Here is a 21628-nt window from a genome sequence, read left to right as displayed (position 1 = left end):
TATGGATTTAGATGTAAATAATAGTATAGTAATAGAACCCATTATTGATGGTGAGAGATACAAAGTAAACGGATACTTTGTGTATAAAAATAAATTAAGGAATTGGTCTTGTGAAGAAGATCTTTCTGATAGTGAACTTGGAGCATTTGATTTGTATGAGAAATTAATCATTAATAATCCAAGGTTAAAAAAACATATTATTGCGGTTTATAATGTTACTATTGGTCAAAATTTAAAACATAATTTTTTATAAGAAATATCTTGTAATTTGTTGCTGTTTTGACAGTGTTTTAAATCGTAAATACTTAAAAACGCTATTTTGCTTTGGTAATTTGAAGTTCAATTTTTTATAAATATTTCCGTACACGTTATCAAATGAAAATTTAACATTTCGTTTTGTGACTTTTAACAGAAGCTTGGGTCAAAATTAAATAATTAGTTACCTGAGCTTATGAAGAAATTTTACGTACTCCTTTTGGTTTTGTTTTTGTTTGGAAAAAATTTTGTTTTCGCAAATAAAAATACTTCAGATCGCAATTTTTATTTTGACTCGTCGCTGGTAGTTCTGAAGAATTATTCAAGCGATTTTTCTGCGTCTAAAAATGTGTTTCATTTGTTTACTCATGGAAGAAGCGGTGAACTGCTGATTGATGGAAAATGGCGAAATTCAGAGGAAATTGCAGCTTGGTTTTTAACCAATGTTGACTTAGATAAGTACGACTATATTAACCTTTATGGCTGTGAATTTGCTAAGGGTGAAAAAGGAATTTTAGCAGTTAAAAACCTTGAAAAACAGCTTCATAAGAAAATTTCAGCTTCAAATAATATTACTGGAGCAGGAGGTGATTGGATTTTAGAAATAGGATCAAATCAGAATACAATTGCATATCCTTCGTATCCTTACAGTCTTCAATGTGCTAATTATGGAACTGCTCCAAATCAGGATTTTGATTGTGATGGTATTATTAACAGCCTTGATATTGATGATGATAACGACGGAATTGTGGATTCAACAGAAAGTCCGTCGTGTTTTTATTTGGCCTCTGAATGGAATACTGGCGCTAAACCTGCAAATGGAGTTACTATAACATCAGGATTAACAACTACAACGGGCAATTTTTCTGAACTGACAAATGGGGTTAGTAATACAACTGCGGTGACTTTTACGGCTGGACAAGCTATTTTGAATGCTAATGTTTATCTTTTTACTTTTGCTCGCGCAGTAAAACTTGATGCTTTGTATTTGCAGTTTAATACTGTTACACAATTTGGAGGTACGACTAAAATACAAGGATCTAATACAAATAATGGCTCGGACTGGGTTGATCTGTCGGCTGCAATAGCCTTAACAGCAGCAACAAATGTGACTGCAAATGGTATTGTCAGTGCAACTACTTCTATTAAATATCCTGTAACTTTAAATAAAACAACTGCCTACAAATATATCAGGATTACAGGTGCTGCAGCTTCTAATATTGCAGCTCAGAATGCATCTGAAGTGTACTTTGATTTCAATATTGCGTCTTATGTAGCTTCTTATTATTCGAAAGCAACTTGCGTTGATGCAAATATTGATGGTGATGGTTTTGCTCCTCATATGGATCTCGATAGTGATGGTGACGGCTGCAGTGATGCTTTTGAAGCAGGAGCTACAACGGTAACAACTGCTAACTATGTTTTTCCATATACAGATAGTAACGGTGACGGTTTGGTAAATGCTGTAGATTCAGATGGTGATGGTATTACAAATTATACTTCTACATATGTTGCTTATGCAAAGAATAATCTGATATTGTTATGTAACGATTCTGATGGTGACGGCATTCTGGATGTTAACGATATTGATGATGATAATGATGGAATCCCAGATAAAGATGAACAAGCACTAGGATCGTGTGTTACCACAAATTGTGATTCTTGGGTTACTCCACCTTCAACGGGTGCGGGAACTACTGCACCTGCAACAATAATTGTTGATGGCGAAGAGGTATCCTATACCATGACTACAAATACAAGTTTTACACAGCAATCGGGAGCTTACACATTACAATGTTCTGGAGCAAACGTAACCAATGTGCCTTATTGGCAGCGTGTTGATGCAAACAATCAAACAGTAACATTTAATTTTAGTAAACCGGTAACTAATTTTCAAATTGTCATGACGGCAATTGAAAGTGCTCCGCCAGGCCTGCTGGAATCTATACAAGTAACAACAAACAATTCTACTGGCCAGCAAACCATGTGTGAATCTTGTAACAAAAGTGGTATGGTGACTATAGACAGTCAAAATATTACGGTTATGGGGAATGGAACTGCTGCGGAAATTTTTAATGTAAATGGGCCTGTCTTTACATCAGTTACTGTAAAAGTTACTAGTGTAGGAGGAGCATATTTAATGTCGTATGGTCTTTGCGCATTAAAAACTTACAGCGAATCGCTTTATACAGATATTGATACTGATTCAGACGGAATTCCAAACCGTTTAGATTTAGACAGTGATGGCGACAATTGCCCTGATTTAAAAGAAGCTAAAGTTAGTCCGGCTACAGATATAATTACTCCATCGGCATTAAACAATGTTGGGAAAAGTTATGGAATAGCAACCTTAAGCGGAAGTCAGTTAAATCCTTTGGCGGCTGATACCAATAATGATGGTCTAAATGACAGTGTTGATACGGATCTAAACGGAAGTCCTGATTATTCTAGTTCTTATATTCCTTCGGCATTAAGTAAAGCAATTAATTTATGTTCGGATATGGATGGAGATGGTATTCCTGATCTTACCGATATAGATGATGATAATGATGGTATAACAGATGCGGTTGAAAGTCCGAGTTGTTTTTACACAACTATAAATGATCTTAAGACTACAGCCAATATTACTTCTGATCTTTCATTTACATCATCCTCGCAGCCTTTTCCTTTAACTATAGATGGAAATACTGCAACATGGGCGGATATAGATTTTGGAATAGTTATAGATAAAAATTTAGTGCAGCTAAGTTTACCACTTGCAAATCCAATTCCGTTATCTACAGTTACCATTCAGATCGGAATTAATAATGCATTTCCAGGCAGTAGTTTTCAACTTCAGGGATGGTCTGGCAGTGTATGGGAATCTTTATCTGCAACTCAAGCAATGGCTACATCTAGTACAACATATACGTTTACTAATACGCTTAACACTTCAAAAGCATATAGTAAATATAGAATTAGAGGTTTGGCAGGTTATGCTGCAAGTGGAACTAGATTACACGAAGTTAATTTCACTTTTGCACAACCTATAGTAGGTTCTTTGCAACCAAGACAAAATTGTACTAATGATACTGATGGTGATGGAATTTACAATCATCAGGATTTAGATAGCGATGGTGATGGTTGTTCAGATTTAGTAGAATCGGGAGTTAGTCCTTCTACGGATATTTTTACACCATCTTCTGTTAATAATAGTAACGGTACGAGTTATGGTATTACAGCGAACAAACTTGCTGGAAGTCAGTTAAACCCTGCCGCGGCAGATACCAATAATGATGGTCTTAATGATTCTGTTGATTCTGATCTAAATGGAATTACGAACTATGCTTCGACTTATATTCCTTATGCGATCGGCTCTAATTATGCTGCTTGTTTGGATAGTGACGGCGATGGTATTTTGGATATTGATGATATTGATGATGATAATGATGGAATATTAGATGCGGTTGAGAGTCCTTCTTGTTTTTATACAGAGACTGAAGCTAGAAATCTTATAAATACGACTGTTGCATCTGATTTTGCTTGGAATACTTCATTCCCTTTAACAAATGCATATGATGGAACTACAACGAATATTGCATGGGCTAATACTGCTGTTACTAACATTGCAGGATTAGGTCTTATTGATTTTACAGTTCCAACACAAAAAAAGACACTGCTTTCGAATATTCAAGTTGTGGTAGGAGTTACAGCTTTATCTAGTTCAACTTCGGCATTGTGGAGGCTTGAAGGTTGGGATGGTACTGCTTGGGTCGCATTATCAGCGGCACAACATATGAATACCGTAAGTACTAGTTATACATTTAGTAATACACTTCAGCCTGCTGTAAAATATATTCGATATCGTGTAGCAGGAACAACTGCAGTTGCAGGAATTCCTGTAAATGGAAGATTAGTAGAAGTATATGTTAATTATAATAATTATGCTCCTTCTCTTTATCCAAAAACAAACTGTATAAGTGATCTTGATGGTGACGGCATCCCAAATCATTTGGATTTGGACAGTGATGGTGATGGATGTTCGGATTTAGGGGAATCTGGAGTGAATCCTTCTACAGACATTTTCACACCTTCATCGGCGACAAATAAAGAAGGTAAAAGCTATGGTATTATATCCAGTAAACTTAATGGAAGCCAGTTGAATCCTGCGGCGGCAGATGTTAATAATGATGGGCTTAACGATTCTGTTGATCCAGATCTTAATGGTATTCCTAATTATACTTCGACTTATAATCCTTATGCTATAGGTGCAAATATCGCAGCCTGTCTTGACAGTGATGGAGATGGAATTAATGATGTAATTGATATTGATGATGATAATGATGGTATATTGGATGCTGTAGAAAGTCCTGCTTGTTTTTATTCAACGGCGGAAGTAACAACGCCAACTACTATTACGTCTGAATTATTACCTTATTCTACTAATGTAGCTGTTAACACCATTGATAACAATCCTGCTACTTATGGCGCTTTTAGTCCTTCTGTAAACTGGGTTGGTAAGGAATTGTATAAAATTAGTCTTCCTACTGCTGTACCTATTACCTCAGTACAATTGGATTTAATCAATTGGGCTTTGTCTTCTACTACAGCAATGACATTTAAGCTGCAAGGTTCTACTAATAATACCACTTGGGATGATCTTTCTGCAGCAGTAGCTTCTACAGCTTTATCTGGAACATTTTCAGTTAATAATACATTATTGCCTAATAATGCTTATAGTTATTACCGTTTGCTTGGTGTAGCAGGAACATCTTATTATGGAGGTGTTACAGAAATTCGATTAGTAAGTACTACTTACAATCCTTCTACCAATCCAAAACCAACTTGTGCTACGGATACTGATGGAGATGGGATTTTGAACCATTTGGATTTAGACAGTGATGGAGATGGTTGCAGCGATGCTCAGGAGGGAGGATCAACTAGTAGTTTAACAGCCAATTATAAATTTACTGGAGCAGTAGGAGCAAATGGGCTAGACAATACATTAGAAACATTAGATAATGGAGTTGTTACCTATACGTCTACATACAATCTTTATGCAATTAACTCGTCTATTAAAGCTTGTACGGATACTGACGGTGACGGAATAGTAGATGTAATTGATATTGATGATGATAATGATGGTGTATTAGACAGTGTAGAATGTCCAACACTTTTTGCAAGTATGACCGGAAATGGGGGATTCTCTACAGCGGCCGCTAGTATAACAAATTGGTATATGGGATTAGCTTCTGCTACACTTCCTATAGCGGAACCTTTTACACCAACAGTAATAACGATTACTAATACTGGAAGCGTGTATAATTATGGTATTGGTGGAGGAAATCAAGTTAATTCGCCACTTACTGGAGGACTTTTTGATATGTATGGAGGAGTAAATACGGCTACTGGTGTTCAGTATATTTTGCAAGAAAACGATCCAAGCAGACCTGTAGTTTCTAAACTGCCGAATGTTTTGGTTGCGGGAGCTTCTTATAATTATTCTTTCGATCTTGGAAATAGAGGTTCTGGCTCTGCTAATAAGTATATTGTATTACTGTATAATGCTGATACAAAAATGCCTGAAAAAATAATAGAATCAGGTGTTTTAAATACACTGCCAGCAGTTTCTGATACACCTAGCTATAAAAACATCACGGGAAGCTTTATTCCAACATCATCAGCAAACTACTATTTATTATTTTATCCATCTGTTTCAGGAGGTGCAAATGATGATTTTGCAATAGATCGTGTTGCTGTAGTTGGATCAGGAGTATCTGCTTGCGATATTGATAATGATGGTATTCCGAATTACTTGGATCTTGATAGTGATGGTGATGGTTGTCCGGATACTAAAGAAGCTGTATTGTATAATCATTCAACAGAAGCTTCTATAGTAGGAAATGTACAAAATGGCAGTGGAGGTGCTGTAACTTCTACTGTATCAACACCAAATGCTATGGTCCCTGGTCCTTATGGCAGCAATGGTTTTGCAGATGCTTTACAATTGGCATCTGATGCTAATGCTTATAAATATGTATATACTTATTTATTCTTGGCTACTCTTAAAGATATTAGCGCTTGTGATAATAAATTTTTAATGGATATCGATTCAGATGATGATGGTATTCCAGATGCAGTAGAGTCGCCTTCTTGTTTCTACACAGAAACACAGGCGATGGATATTACTGAGGGAGTAACTTCAGATTTTACTTGGCAGGCCGCCAATCCGCTTTCGAATACCTATGATGATAACATTGCAACAACTAACTTTGGAACAGTAACTCCTGCAATTAGCATTCAGAACAAAGCACTTATTACTTTCGATTTACCTGTGATAGATGCTGCGCTTATTGATAATGTAAAATTAAATGTAGGAAGTACTGCTTTTGGTACAGGAAAGTGGAAGTTACAAGGATTAGATCTTAATACTATGGTATGGACAGATCTTTCTGTTTCTGCTGGTCAAGCGATGAGTGCTGCCAGTACTACTTATACCTTTACTAATACTTTAATGCCTGCTACAAGATATTACTCTTATAGAATTATAGGAATTGATAATATTAATATTACTGATACAGCAAAATTAATAGAGTTCAGTATTCAGTATAAAAATTACAATCCTTCGCTGCATCGTACCAAAATGGGATGTAGTTCTGATCTAGATGGAGATGGTGTTCCTAACTATATAGATCGCGATACCGATGGTGATGGATGTCCAGATGCGGTAGAAGCTGGTATCAGTTTATCATTATTAGTTCCTTCAAATTTCTATAATATTGGCGGTGAAGTTTCAGGTGCCCACGTTATTGTAGGCGGGAACTACAGTTCTAATGGTATGTCTGATTCTGTAGAAACGACGCCAGATAGCGGTATTATTAATTATAATTCTACATATACCCTTTATGCAAGAAATAGTGCTTTTAATTTGTGTACAGATACAGATGGCGACGGTATTCCAGATCTTATAGATATAGACGACGATAATGATGGAATTCCAGATGCGGTAGAAAGCCCTAGTTGTTTCTATAGTTATGACGAAATATCTGTTCCTTCAACTGTAACAACGGCTGTTGCAAATACAGGTGTTTTAAGTTATGTAAACGATAGTAATAAATCAACCACTTTTGCTTTTACTAATAGTGCGACTAAAGCCAATGTTACCGTGTTTGAAATGACACCTCAGTATCCTTTGGAAGCAACAGCTATGGAGATTGAAATGGGCACTGGAGGGCAAACTATTTTTTCTGCAACGAATGCTTCATTAGCGATTGATGGTTGGAATGGTACGACTTGGGTAAACTTATTACCTGCGTTTACGCCACCTACGACAGGAATACTTAATTTCATGACGTTTACATTTACTCAAAACCAAACAGTAAAGTATAGCAAATTTAGATTACAAGGACTTGCCGGTACAGTAACAAATAATTTAGTTAAAGAAATAAGGCTAATTCCTGCAATTACATATGTAGCTTCTGCAAATCCTAAAGCAAGCTGTTCAGATGATTATGATGGTGACGGCATTCCAAATCACCATGATCTTGACAGTGATAATGATGGATGTTTTGATAAGTATGAAGCACATGTTACAGGTGTAACCCTTACAGGTACGTATTCAGACAGCCTTACAGTCCCTGCCAATACAACAGGTGATGTAGGTGTTAATGGTTTATCTAATTCTGTTGAAACAGTTAATGATAATGCAATTTTAAATTATAACAATACGTACCAATATGCGATCAACGCTGCAATAAAATTTTGTACGGACACTGATGGTGACGGAATACCAGATTCAATAGATATTGATGATGACAATGATGGAATATTAGATACTATAGAAGGAAATAGTGATGGCGAAATTGCAATAAAACCAACTTCGAACGCTTTTGCTTTTACGTCATGTTCAGCACCTGCTGCTGTGGTAAACAATACAGTTACTTTTACAACTAATGGAGGAGTTTTATCTACTGCTACGGCAGCAGATGGTTTCACATATGGAGAAAAGGGAACAGGTGTTGATGCAGGTGATAAATATTCATTAACTTTTGCTACACCTGTAATTTTAAGTAAATTAATGGTTAACTCTGTTTTCGCTCCAATAGGAGAGTTTACAGTGGTATACGATGACAATACTACAGCGACAAAACTGCCTGTTACAATTGTTGCTGGTCAATCGCCGGCAACATATGGATACACAAATGTTTCGTCAAGTTTGAGCGTAAATATTGATGGTACTTATGGCCCTTATGTAGCCAACTATCTTTGGGGCGGTTCTTCAAACGGTCAGGGAGGAGCAATTCTTAGTTTCCCGACTTTAAGTGAAACTAAAAAAATAAAATCAATCACTTTCACAATTGTAGCTATTCCTACTGGTGGAACAGCTACATTAAATGGTCTTGTTGCTCCAATTCTTAGAGAAAACTGCAATTTAGATACTGATAATGATGGAATTCCAAACCACCTCGATCTTGATAGTGATGGTGATGGCTGTACAGATGCTTTTGAGGCAGGAACGTACAATCAAAGTGGTGTGACTATGCAAGCAGGAAACATTAAAAATGGTTCTGGCGGCGCAGTAACTTCTACGGTTAGTAATCCTGCTGCAGTTGTTGCAGGTCCTTATGGGAATAATGGTTTTGCAGATAGTGTAGAAACTGCAATTGATTCGGGAATTTATAAAGCTGCATATACATATTCTGACGCAACTACTGCTGCAGTTCATAATTGTTGTCCAATAATAACTAATAATACTATTAGTTCAAATCAAACATCGTGCTCTAATAGTACACCAGCTGCATTAAATGGATCATTACCAACTTTAACTCCAACAGGAAATACAGTACAGTATCAATGGATGAGCAGTATAACAAGTGCTTCAACTGGATTTAGTAATATATCTGGAGCTGTATCTCAAAACTATACATTCTCAGCACCTTTAAGTCAAACGACCTATTTTAAAAGAGTTGCTTATGTAACTGGATGTTCTTCATCTGATAATACTTCAGCTGTTGTAACCATAACCGTAAATAGTGATACTGCAGGAACGGCTTCATCAACTCCAACGGTTTGTATAAATACTCCTATTACAAATATTACACATACTACAAGTGGAGCAACTGGTATTGGTACTGCTTCAGGTCTTCCTGCGGGAGTAACGGCTGCTTGGGCAACAAATACAATTACAATAAGTGGTATACCAACAGCAAGCGGTATATTTAATTACAGCATACCATTGAATGGAGGTTGTGGTGGAGTAAATGCGACTGGTACAATTACAGTAACAGCTCTGAATGCTGCAGGGACAGCATCATCAACTCCAACAGTATGTATTAATAATGCTATTCCGAATATTACACATACTACAACTGGCGCAACTGGTATTGGTACTGCTTCAGGACTTCCTGCGGGAGTAACAGCTGGCTGGGCATTAAACACGATTACTATAAGCGGTATACCGAGCAGCAGTGGTACTTTTAATTATACAATTCCATTAACAGGTGGATGCGGAAGTACTAGTGCAGTTGGTACAATAACAGTAACTCCCGCAAATACAGCTGGTAGTGCTTCATCGAGTCCAATTGTATGTGTAGATACAGCAATATCAAATATTACACATACTACCACTGGAGCAATTGGAATTGGTAGTCCAATTGGGCTTCCAAGTGGAGTAAGTGCTGCTTGGGCTTCCAATATGATTACAATTAGCGGCGCACCAACACAGAGTGGAACATTCAACTACAGTATACCATTAAATGGTGGTTGTGGAGCTGTGAATGCTATAGGAACTATTACGGTAACAGCTGCAAACACAACAACAGCGGCTTCATCGAATCCAACAGTTTGTATAACTTCGGCTATACCGAATATTACTCATACAACAACGGGAGCCACCGGCATTGGTGCAGCTTTGGGGCTTCCAGCGGGAGTAACAGCAGCTTGGGCCTCTAACACGATTACCATCAGCGGAACACCAACGGAAAGTGGTTCGTTTAATTACAGCATCCCTTTAACAGGAGGTTGCGGTAGTATAAATGCGGTAGGTACAATAACAATAACACCAGCCAATACAACTACAGGAGCTTCATCTAGTCCTACAGTATGTATTAATAATGCTATTACGAATATTACACACACTACGACAGGAGCAACTGGAATTGGTTCAGCTTCAGGTCTTCCAACGGGGGTAACAGCTTCTTGGGCATCCAACACTATTACTATCAGCGGCACACCAACTGTAAGCGGTACATTTAACTACAGTATACCTTTAACAGGCAGCTGCGGCAGTGTAAACGCTATAGGAACTATTATTGTAACACCTGCAAACACAGCAGGTTTGGCTTCATCAAATCCAACATTGTGTATCAATACAGCTCTTGTAAATATTACACATACTACAACAGGAGCAACTGGTATTAATACAGCTTCAGGTCTTCCTGCAGGAGTAACAGCATCTTGGGCATCCAATACGATTACCATCAGCGGAACACCAACAGAAAGCGGCACATTTAATTACAGTATACCATTGACAGGCGGATGCGCAAATGTGAATGCTACAGGTACAATAACAGTAAAAGCGGCAAATACTACAGCTGGAGCTTCATCGAATCCAACAGTGTGTATTAATACAGCTCTTGTAAATATTACTCATGTTACAACTGGCGCAACAGGAATTGGTACAGCTTCAGGACTTCCTGCAGGCGTAACAGCTTCTTGGGCATCCAACACAATTACGATCAGCGGAACACCAACCAGCGGTGGGACATTTAATTACAGTATTCCGTTAACAGGAGGCTGCAGCAGTGTGAATGCGACAGGCAGTATAACAGTAACACCAGTAAATACAACCACAGGAGCTTCATCTAGTCCAACGTTGTGTATTAATACAGCTTTAATCAATATTACGCACACTACTACAGGTGCAACTGGTATTGGCGCGGCTTCAGGACTTCCAACAGGAGTGACAGCTGATTGGACATCCAACACCATTACCATCAGCGGAATACCAAGTGTAAGCGGTACTTTTAATTATAACATACGATTAATTGGCGGCTGCGGTACAGTTAGTGCTATTGGCACAATAACAGTAAAAGCAGCAAATACCGCTGGTTCAGCTTCATCAACTCCAACAGTATGTATTAATAATCCTATTACTAATATTACGCATACTACAACAGGAGCAACAGGTATTGGCAGTGCGAGTGGTTTACCAGCAGGAGTAACAGCTGTTTGGGCTTCTAATACCATTACCATCAGCGGAACACCAACTGCCAGCGGAACATTTAACTATACAATTCCACTAACAGGAAACTGTGGTACTGTAGAAGCTGCTGGAACAATTACAGTAACACCAGCAAATACAGCTGGTACAGCTTCTTCAAGTCCGACGGTTTGTATCAGTACAGCTATTACCGATATTACGCATACAACAACAGGAGCAACCGGTATTGGTGCGGCTTCAGGACTTCCGTCAGGAGTAACAGCTGCTTGGTCATCCAATACCATTACGATAAGCGGAACACCAACTGCAAGCGGTACGTTTGATTACAGTATACCATTAACAGGCGGTTGCGGTACTGTAGAGGCGACAGGCACTATTACAGTAACCCCTGCAAATACAGCAGGTACAGCCTCGTCAAGTCCGATAGTTTGTATTAGTACCGCTATTGCTGATATTACTCACGCTACAACAGGAGCAACAGGTATTGGCAGTGCGAGTGGTTTACCAGCAGGAGTAACCGCCGCTTGGGTATCTAATACCATTACGATAAGCGGAACCCCAACAGAAAGCGGAACTTTTAATTACAGTATTCCATTAACAGGAGGATGCAGTAATGTGACCGCTACAGGTATTATTACAGTAATTCCTGCCAATACAGCAGGCACAGCTTCTTCAAGTCCAACAGTTTGTATTAGTACAGCTATTGCCGATATTACGCATACTACAACAGGAGCAACAGGTATTGGCAGTGCGAGTGGTTTACCAGCAGGAGTAGCCGCTGCTTGGGCATCCAATACAATTACCATCAGCGGAACTCCAACAGAAAGCGGTATTTTTAATTACAGTATTCCATTAACAGGAGGCTGCAGTAATGTGAACGCCACAGGCACTATTACAGTAACCCCTGCAAATACAGCAGGCATAGCTTCTTCAAGTCCAACAGTTTGTATTAGTACAGCTATTACAGCTATTACGCATACTACAACAGGAGCAACAGGTATTGGCAGTGCAAGTGGTTTACCAGCAGGCGTAACAGCTGCTTGGGCATCCAATACTATTACGATCAGCGGAACTCCAACAGAAAGCGGTACATTTAATTACAGCATTCCATTAACAGGCGGCTGTGGTAGTGTGGACGCGATTGGAACTATTACAGTAACTCCTGCAAATACAGCAGGTACGGCTTCATCAAGTCCAACAGTTTGTATTAGTACAGCTATTACCAATATTACGCATACTACAACAGGAGCAACAGGTATTGGCAGCGCGAGTGGCTTACCGGCAGGCGTAACAGCTGTTTGGGCATCCAACACTATTACTATCAGCGGTACTCCATCAAGCAGCGGTACCTTCAACTACAGTATTCCATTAACAGGAGGCTGTAGTAATGTGAATGCTGTAGGAACTATTACGGTAACGCCGGCTGCCAATGCAGGTACGCTAAGTGGAGCAAGTAATATTTGTGTAAACGGAACAACTACTTTTACAGGAAACGGCAGCAGTGGAGGAAGCTGGACGTCTAACGATGGAAGTATAGCTACAGTTGATGCTGCAGGAATAGTAACAGGTCATGCAGTTGGTACAGTAACAATTACATATACAGTATCTGCAACAAGTCCTTGTACAGCAGCGGCAACGGCTACAAGAGATGTAACAGTAGCGTCGGCACCAAATGCAGGTACATTAAGTGGTGATACCGAAATTTGTTTAGGCGGAAGCACAAAATTTATTCCTGTAGGCGCAAATGGTACAGGTACTTGGTCTAGTACGAGTCCAGGAATAGCTTCTATTGATGCATCTACAGGTGTTGTAACAGGCGAATCGTCAGGTATAGCAACTATCAGCTATACTGTAACAGGAGGTGCTGGATGCAGCAGCTCGACATCAACAGTAGATGTTACAGTAGGAGTTACGGCTGGACCTTCAGCCGGTATATTAACTGGTACTCAGGAAGTTTGTGTTGGAGAAAGTACTGTTTTCGGTTCATCAGGAGCAAGTGCAGCTGGTGCATGGTCTACTTCAGATCCAAGCATAGCTTCTATAGATGGCTCTGGAGCGATTACGGGTCTGACTGTAGGAACAGCTACGATTACTTATACTGTTGCCGGTGGCGGCGGTTGCGAAGATGCATTTGTTTCTCGCACAATCACTGTAAATCCTACAAACACAACAACAGCAGCTTCATCGAATCCAACAGTTTGTATAACTTCGGCTATACCGAACATTACTCATACAACAACAGGAGCAACTGGCATTGGTGCAGCTTCGGGACTTCCGGCAGGAGTAACAGCGGCTTGGGTCTCTAACACGATTACCATCAGCGGAACACCAACGGAAAGTGGTTCGTTTAATTACAGCATCCCTTTAACAGGAGGTTGCGGTAATATAAATGCGGTAGGTACAATAACGATAACACCAGCCAATACAACTACAGGAGCTTCATCTAGTCCAACAGTATGTATTAATAATGCTATTACGAATATTACACACACTACGACAGGAGCAACTGGAATTGGATCAGCTTCAGGTCTTCCAGCGGGAGTAACAGCTGCTTGGGCATCCAACACTATTACTATCAGCGGCACACCAACTGTAAGCGGTACATTTAACTACAGTATACCTTTAACAGGCAGCTGCGGCAGTGTGAACGCTATAGGAACTATTAATGTAACACCTGCAAACACAGCAGGTTTGGCTTCATCAAATCCAACATTGTGTATCAATACAGCTCTTGTAAATATTACTCATACTACAACAGGAGCAACTGGTATTGATACGGCTTCAGGTCTTCCTGCAGGAGTAACAGCATCTTGGGCATCCAATACGATTACCATCAGCGGAACACCAACAGAAAGCGGCACATTTAATTACAGTATACCATTGACAGGCGGATGCGGAAGTGTGAATGCTACAGGTACAATAACAGTAAAAGCTGCAAATACTACAGCTGGAGCTTCATCGAATCCAACAGTATGTATTAATAATGCTATTACGAATATTACACACACTACGACAGGAGCAACTGGAATTGGATCAGCTTCAGGTCTTCCAGCAGGCGTAACAGCTTCTTGGGCATCCAACACAATTACGATCAGCGGAACACCAACCAGCGGTGGGACATTTAATTACAGTATTCCGTTAACAGGAGGCTGCAGCAGTGTGAATGCGACAGGCAGTATAACAGTAACACCTGTAAATACAACCACTGGAGCTTCATCTAGTCCAACGTTGTGTATTAATACAGCTTTAATCAATATTACGCACACTACTACAGGTGCAACTGGTATTGGCGCGGCTTCAGGGCTTCCAACAGGAGTGACAGCTGATTGGACATCCAACACCATTACCATCAGCGGAACACCAAGTGTAAGCGGTACTTTTAATTACAACATACCATTAATTGGCGGCTGCGGTACAGTTAGTGCTATTGGCACAATAACAGTAAAAGCAGCAAATACCGCAGGTTCAGCTTCATCAACTCCAACAGTATGTATTAATAATACTATTACTAATATTACGCATACTACAACAGGAGCAACAGGTATTGGCAGTGCGAGTGGTTTACCAGCAGGAGTAACAGCTGTTTGGGCTTCTAATACAATTACCATCAGCGGAACACCAACTGCCAGCGGAACATTTAACTATACAATTCCGCTAACAGGAAACTGTGGTACTGTAGAAGCTGCTGGAACAATTACAGTAACACCGGCAAATACAGCTGGTACAGCTTCTTCAAGTCCAACAGTTTGTATCAGTACAGCTATTACCGATATTACGCAGACAACAACAGGAGCAACTGGTATTGGTGCGGCTTCAGGACTTCCAGCAGGAGTAACAGCTGTTTGGGCTTCTAATACCATTACGATAAGCGGAACACCAACTGTAAGCGGTACGTTTGATTACAGCATACCATTAACAGGCGGTTGCGGTACTGTAGAGGCGACAGGTACTATTACAGTAACCCCTGCAAATACAGCAGGTACAGCTTCTTCAAGTCCGATAGTTTGTATTAATACCGCTATTGCTGATATTACTCACGCTACAACAGGAGCAACAGGTATTGTCAGTGCGAGTGGTTTACCAGCAGGCGTAACCGCTGCTTGGTCATCTAATACCATTACGATAAGCGGAACCCCAACAGAAAGCGGAACTTTTAATTACAGTATTCCATTAACAGGCGGCTGTGGTACTGTAGAGGCAACAGGTATTATTACAGTAATTCCTGCCAATACAGCAGGCACAGCTTCTTCAAGTCCAACAGTTTGTATTAGTACAGCTATTGCCGATATTATGCATACTACAACAGGAGCAACAGGTATTGGCAGTGCGAGTGGTTTACCAGCAGGCGTAACAGCTGCTTGGACATCCAATACAATTACGATAAGCGGAACCCCAACAGAAAGCGGAACTTTTAATTACAGTATTCCATTAACAGGAGGCTGTAGTAATGTGAACGCTACAGGAACTATTACAGTAACCCCTGCAAATGCTGCAGGCATAGCTTCTTCAAGTCCAACAATTTGTATAAGTACAGCTATTACCGATATTACGCATATTACAACAGGAGCAACAGGTATTGGTGTGGCTTCAGGACTTCCGGCAGGCGTAACAGCTGCTTGGGCTTCTAATATCATTACAATAAGCGGAACCCCAACAGAAAGCGGTATTTTTAACTACAGCATTCCATTAACAGGAGGTTGCAGTAATGTGAACGCCACAGGAACTATTACAGTAACTCCTGCAAATACAGCAGGAATAGCTTCTTCAAGTCCAACGGTTTGTATTAATACAGCTATTACCGATATTACGCATACTACAACAGGAGCAACAGGTATTGGCAGTGCGAGTGGCTTACCGGCAGGCGTAACAGCTGTTTGGGCATCCAACACTATTACTATCAGCGGTACTCCATCAAGCAGCGGTACATTTAACTACAGTATTCCATTAACAGGAGGCTGTAGTATTGTGAATGCTGTGGGAACTATTACGGTAACTCCTGCGAATACAGCAGGTACGGCTTCTTCAAGTCCATCAGTATGTATTAATACAGTTCTTACTAATATTACGCACACAACAACTGGAGCAACAGGTATTGGTACAGCTTCAGGTCTTCCTGTGGGAGTAACAGCTTCATGGGGATCAGATATGATTACTATAAGCGGAACACCAACTGTAATTGGTACATTTAATTATAGTATTCCGTTACTTGGAGGATGCAGTAATGTAAACGCTGCTGGTATTATTACAGTAGTGTCAGAAAATACAGCAGCGGCAGCTTCATCTAGTCCTGTTGTATGTATGAATACTGCGATAGCAGATGTTACTCATGTTACAGCGGGAGCAACAGGTATTGGTACGGCTTCAGGTCTTCCGGCAGGAGTAACAGCTGTTTGGGCATCCAATACAATTACCATCAGCGGAACACCTGCTGAGGATGGTACATTCAATTACAGTATACCATTGACTGGAGGTTGTGGCAGTATAAATGCAACTGGAACAATAACAGTGACTGCTGCTCCAAATGCTGGTGTAATAAGTGGTAATTTATCACTTTGTGGAAGTCTTACAACGGTGTACAGTTCAAGTCAATCTGGCGGTACTTGGTCTTCCAGCGATCTAACAATTGCCTCAATAGATACTAATACGGGAGTGTTAACAGGTATTTCTGAAGGAAAAGCTATGATCAAATATACTGTTAATGGTACTGGAGGCTGCACAGACGCAATTGCGGAGCAAGAGATAACAATCTTGTCAATGTCAGTTTGTGCTTCACTAGAACTTAATAAAACGGCAGTATTCAATGATACCAATAATAATGGTATTGCCGAAGCAGGTGAGACAATTACGTATAGTTTTACAGTTAAAAATACAGGAAGTGTAAACATTACTGATATTACAATTAGTGATCCATTAGTTACAGTAACTGGCGGACCTATCAGCTTGGCACCGAATGCATCAGATTCAACAACTTTCACAGCTGTTTACACCATTAAACAGTCAGATGTTGATGCAGGAAAAATTACAAACAGTGCAACAGCGACAGGAACAAATCCATCAGGAACACCTGTAACAGCAACTTCTGATGATCCGTTAACACCAGCTCCAGGAGATAGCACCGTAATTGATCTTCCACAATCAGGTAAGCTTGATTTAAAGAAAACAGCTGTATTCAATGATACCAATAATAATGGTATTGCAGAAGCAGGTGAGACGATTACGTATAGTTTTACAGTTAAAAACACAGGAAATGTAACCATTACTGGAATCACAATAAATGATCCATTAGTTACAGTAACTGGCGGACCTATCAGCTTAGCACCGAATGCATCAGATTCAACAACATTTACAGCTGTTTATACCATTAAACAGTCAGATGTTGATGCTGGAAAAATTACAAACAGTGCAACGACTACAGGTAAAGATCCAAATAATACTACGGTAACAGTTACTTCTGATGATCCTTTAACACCAGCTCCAGGAGACAGCACCATAATCGATCTTCCACAATCAGGTAAGCTTGATTTAAAGAAAACAGCTGTATTTAATGATACCAATAATAATGGTATTGCCGAAGCAGGTGAGACAATCACGTACACTTTCACGGTTAAAAATACAGGAAATGTAACCATTACTGGAATCACAATAAATGATCCATTGGTAGCAGTAACTGGCGGACCGATCAGCTTGGCACCGAATGTATCAGATTCAACAACTTTCACTGCTGTTTATACCATTAAACAGTCAGATGTTGATGCAGGAAAAATTACAAACAGCGCAACAGCGACAGGAACAAATCCATCAGGAACACCTGTAACAGCTACTTCTGATGATCCGTTAACACCAGCTCCAGGAGACAGCACCGTAATTGATCTTCCACAATCAGGTAAGCTTGATTTAAAGAAAACAGCTGTATTCAATGATACCAATAATAATGGTATTGCAGAAGTAGGTGAGACAATCACGTACACTTTCACTGTTAAAAACACTGGAAATGTAACTATTACTGGAATCACAATTAATGATCCATTGGTAGCGGTAACTGGAGGACCTATCAGCTTGGCGCCGAATGTATCAGATTCAACAACTTTTACAGCTGTTTACACCATTAAACAGTCAGATGTTGATGCAGGAAAAATCACAAACAGTGCAACGGCTACAGGTAAAGATCCTAATAATACTACGGTAACAGTTACTTCTGATGATCCGTTAACACCAGCTCCAGGAGACAGCACCGTAATCGATCTTCCACAATCAGGTAAGCTTGATTTAAAGAAAACAGCTGTATTTAATGATACCAATAATAATGGTATTGCCGAAGCAGGTGAGACAATTACATACAGTTTTACAGTTAAAAACACAGGAAGTGTAACTATTACTGGAATCACAATTAGTGATCCATTGGTAGCAGTAACTGGAGGACCTATCAGCTTGGCACCGAATGTATCAGATTCAACAACATTTACAGCTGTTTATACCATTAAACAGTCAGATGTTGATGCAGGAAAAATTACAAACAGCGCAACAGCGACAGGAAAAAATCCATCAGGAACACCTGTAACAGCTACTTCTGATGATCCGTTAACACCAGCTCCAGGAGACAGCACCGTAATTGATCTTCCACAATCAGGTAAGCTTGATTTAAAGAAAACAGCTGTATTTAATGATAGCAATAATAATGGTATTGCCGAAGCAGGTGAGACAATTACATACAGTTTCACTGTTAAAAACACAGGAAATGTAACTATTACTGGAATCACAATTAATGATCCATTGGTAGCAGTAACTGGCGGACCGATCAGCTTGGCACCGAATGCATCAGATTCAACAACTTTCACTGCTGTTTACACCATTAAACAGTCAGATGTTGATGCAGGAAAAATCACAAACAGTGCAACAGCGACAGGAACAAATCCATCAGGAACACCTGTAACAGCTACTTCTGATGATCCGTTAACACCAGCTCCAGGAGACAGCACCGTAATTGATCTTCCACAATCAGGTAAGCTTGATTTAAAGAAAACAGCTGTATTCAATGATACCAATAATAATGGTATTGCAGAAGCAGGGGAGACAATTACATACAGTTTTACAATTAAAAACACAGGAAATGTAACCATTACTGGAATCACAATAAATGATCCATTAGTTACAGTAACTGGCGGACCTATCAGCTTAGCACCAAATGCATCAGATTCAACAACTTTTACAGCTGTTTACACCATTAAACAGTCAGATGTTGATGCAGGAAAAATCACAAACAGTGCAACTGCTGCAGGTAAAGATCCAAATAATACTACGGTAACAGCAACTTCTGATGATCCGTTAACACCAGCTCTAGGAGACAGCACTGTAATTGATCTTCCACAATCAGGTAAGCTTGATTTAAAGAAAACAGCTGTATTCAATGATACCAATAATAATGGTATTGCCGAAGCAGGTGAGACAATTACATACAGTTTTACAGTTAAAAACACAGGAAATGTAACCATTACTGGAATCACAATAAATGATCCATTGGTAGCAGTAACTGGCGGACCGATCAGCTTGGCGCCGAATGCATCAGATTCAACAACTTTCACAGCTGTTTACACCATTAAACAGTCAGATGTTGATGCAGGAAAAATCACAAACAGTGCAACTGCTACAGGAACAAATCCATCAGGAACACCTGTAACAGTTACTTCTGATGATCCGTTAACACCAGCTCCGGGAGACAGCACCATAATTGATCTTCCACAATCAGGAAATCTTGAATTAATGAAAATGGCAGTCTTTAACGACTTAAATGGTGACGGGATTCCAGAGGCTGGAGAAACAATTACGTACACCTTCACAGTTAAAAATATTGGAAGTGTAACTATTAGTAATATTACAATCAATGATCCAATGGTAACAGTAACTGGCGGGCCTATAAGTCTTGCTCCAGATGCTAAAGATAATACCACTTTTAGAGCGGTTTATACAGTTCTACAGTCAGATATTGATGCGGGACAAGTAAGTAATTTAGCGATTGTTTCTGGAAAAACACCAGACGGAACACTTGTAACGGCAGCATCAGATGATCCGATGACAGCAACACCAAGAGACAGAACCATAACGCCGCTGCCACAATCAGGTAAACTTGATTTTAAGAAAACAGCTGTGTTTAATGATGAAAATGGTAATAAAACTGCCGAAGCCGGCGAAACTATTACTTACAGTTTCATTGTTAAAAATACGGGAAGTGTAACCATTAAAGGAATTACTATCAATGATCCATTAGTAGCTGTGACTGGCGGGCCGATAGATCTAGCGCCAAATGCATCTGACTCGACAACTTTTAAAGCTGTATATAAATTAACACAAGATGATGTAAATGCTGAAGGAGTAACGAATCAAGCCTTAGTTATAGGAACAGAGGCAGGAGGTATTCCTATTGCAGCCGTTTCTGATGATCCTTCAACTCCTGCTCCTGAAGACAGCACGGTTACTTTATTGCAGCCACACGGAGCTATTTCTTTAAAGAAAAAAGGAGAGTTTAATGATATAAACGGTAATGGTTCGGCAGAAGCAGGCGAAACGATTACATATTCATTTGAAATAAGTAATACAGGAGCGGTTGATTTATTAAATGTAGCACTTGACGATCAACTTGAAGGCATTGTAATAACAGGCAAAACTATTCCAGTACTGGCAGTTGGAGCAACAGATTCAACTACTTTTAAAGGAACATATACCTTAACACAAGCTGATATTAATAGAAAACAAGTAGATAATCAAGCTGTCGTTTCAGCGAATACGGTAAAAGGACAAAAAGTTTTAGCTAAATCCGATGATCCTTTAACAGCTGCTGTGGAAGACGCAACAGTAATACATTTAAAAGCTTGTGAACTTATAGTATACGATATCGTAAGCCCTGATGGTGATGGCAAAAATGAAGAGTTGGTAATAGAAGGTTTGGATTGTTACACCAGCAACAAAGTAGAAATCTATAACAGATGGGGAATAAAAGTATTCGAAATGGAAAATTATGGAACAAACGGAAATGCATTTAATGGATATTCTGATGGAAGAGCCACTTACAAAAGAGGTCAAAAACTTCCTACCGGAACCTACTATTATATACTTCTGGTAATTGATTCAAACAATACCATTCACGAAAAAACTGGTCCTATATACGTTATCACAGATTAA

At 39.5% G+C, this 21628-nt stretch carries 2 protein-coding genes; both read left to right on the top strand.

Features of this window, described 5'->3' with window-relative positions:
• Positions 1 to 253, top strand: a 253-nt coding sequence (locus tag B0A81_RS21630) for a hypothetical protein (protein WP_089057915.1), incomplete at its 5' end; no start/stop codon positions are given.
• A 198-nt stretch (positions 254 to 451) separates the two neighbouring features.
• Positions 452 to 21628, top strand: a complete 21177-nt coding sequence (locus B0A81_RS10150; protein ID WP_089057914.1) for a DUF7507 domain-containing protein — start codon at positions 452 to 454, stop codon at positions 21626 to 21628.

The sequence above is a fragment of the Flavobacterium plurextorum genome, from assembly GCF_002217395.1.
Classification (GTDB): domain Bacteria; phylum Bacteroidota; class Bacteroidia; order Flavobacteriales; family Flavobacteriaceae; genus Flavobacterium; species Flavobacterium plurextorum.
Note: the sequence above shows the minus strand (reverse complement) of the source record. Positions and strands in the feature narration are given on the sequence as shown.

Coding starts and splice junctions, on each gene's coding strand:
- B0A81_RS10150 (WP_089057914.1), top strand. CDS start 452: ATGAAGAAATTTTACGTACTCCTTTTGGTTTTGTTTTTGTTTGGAAAA.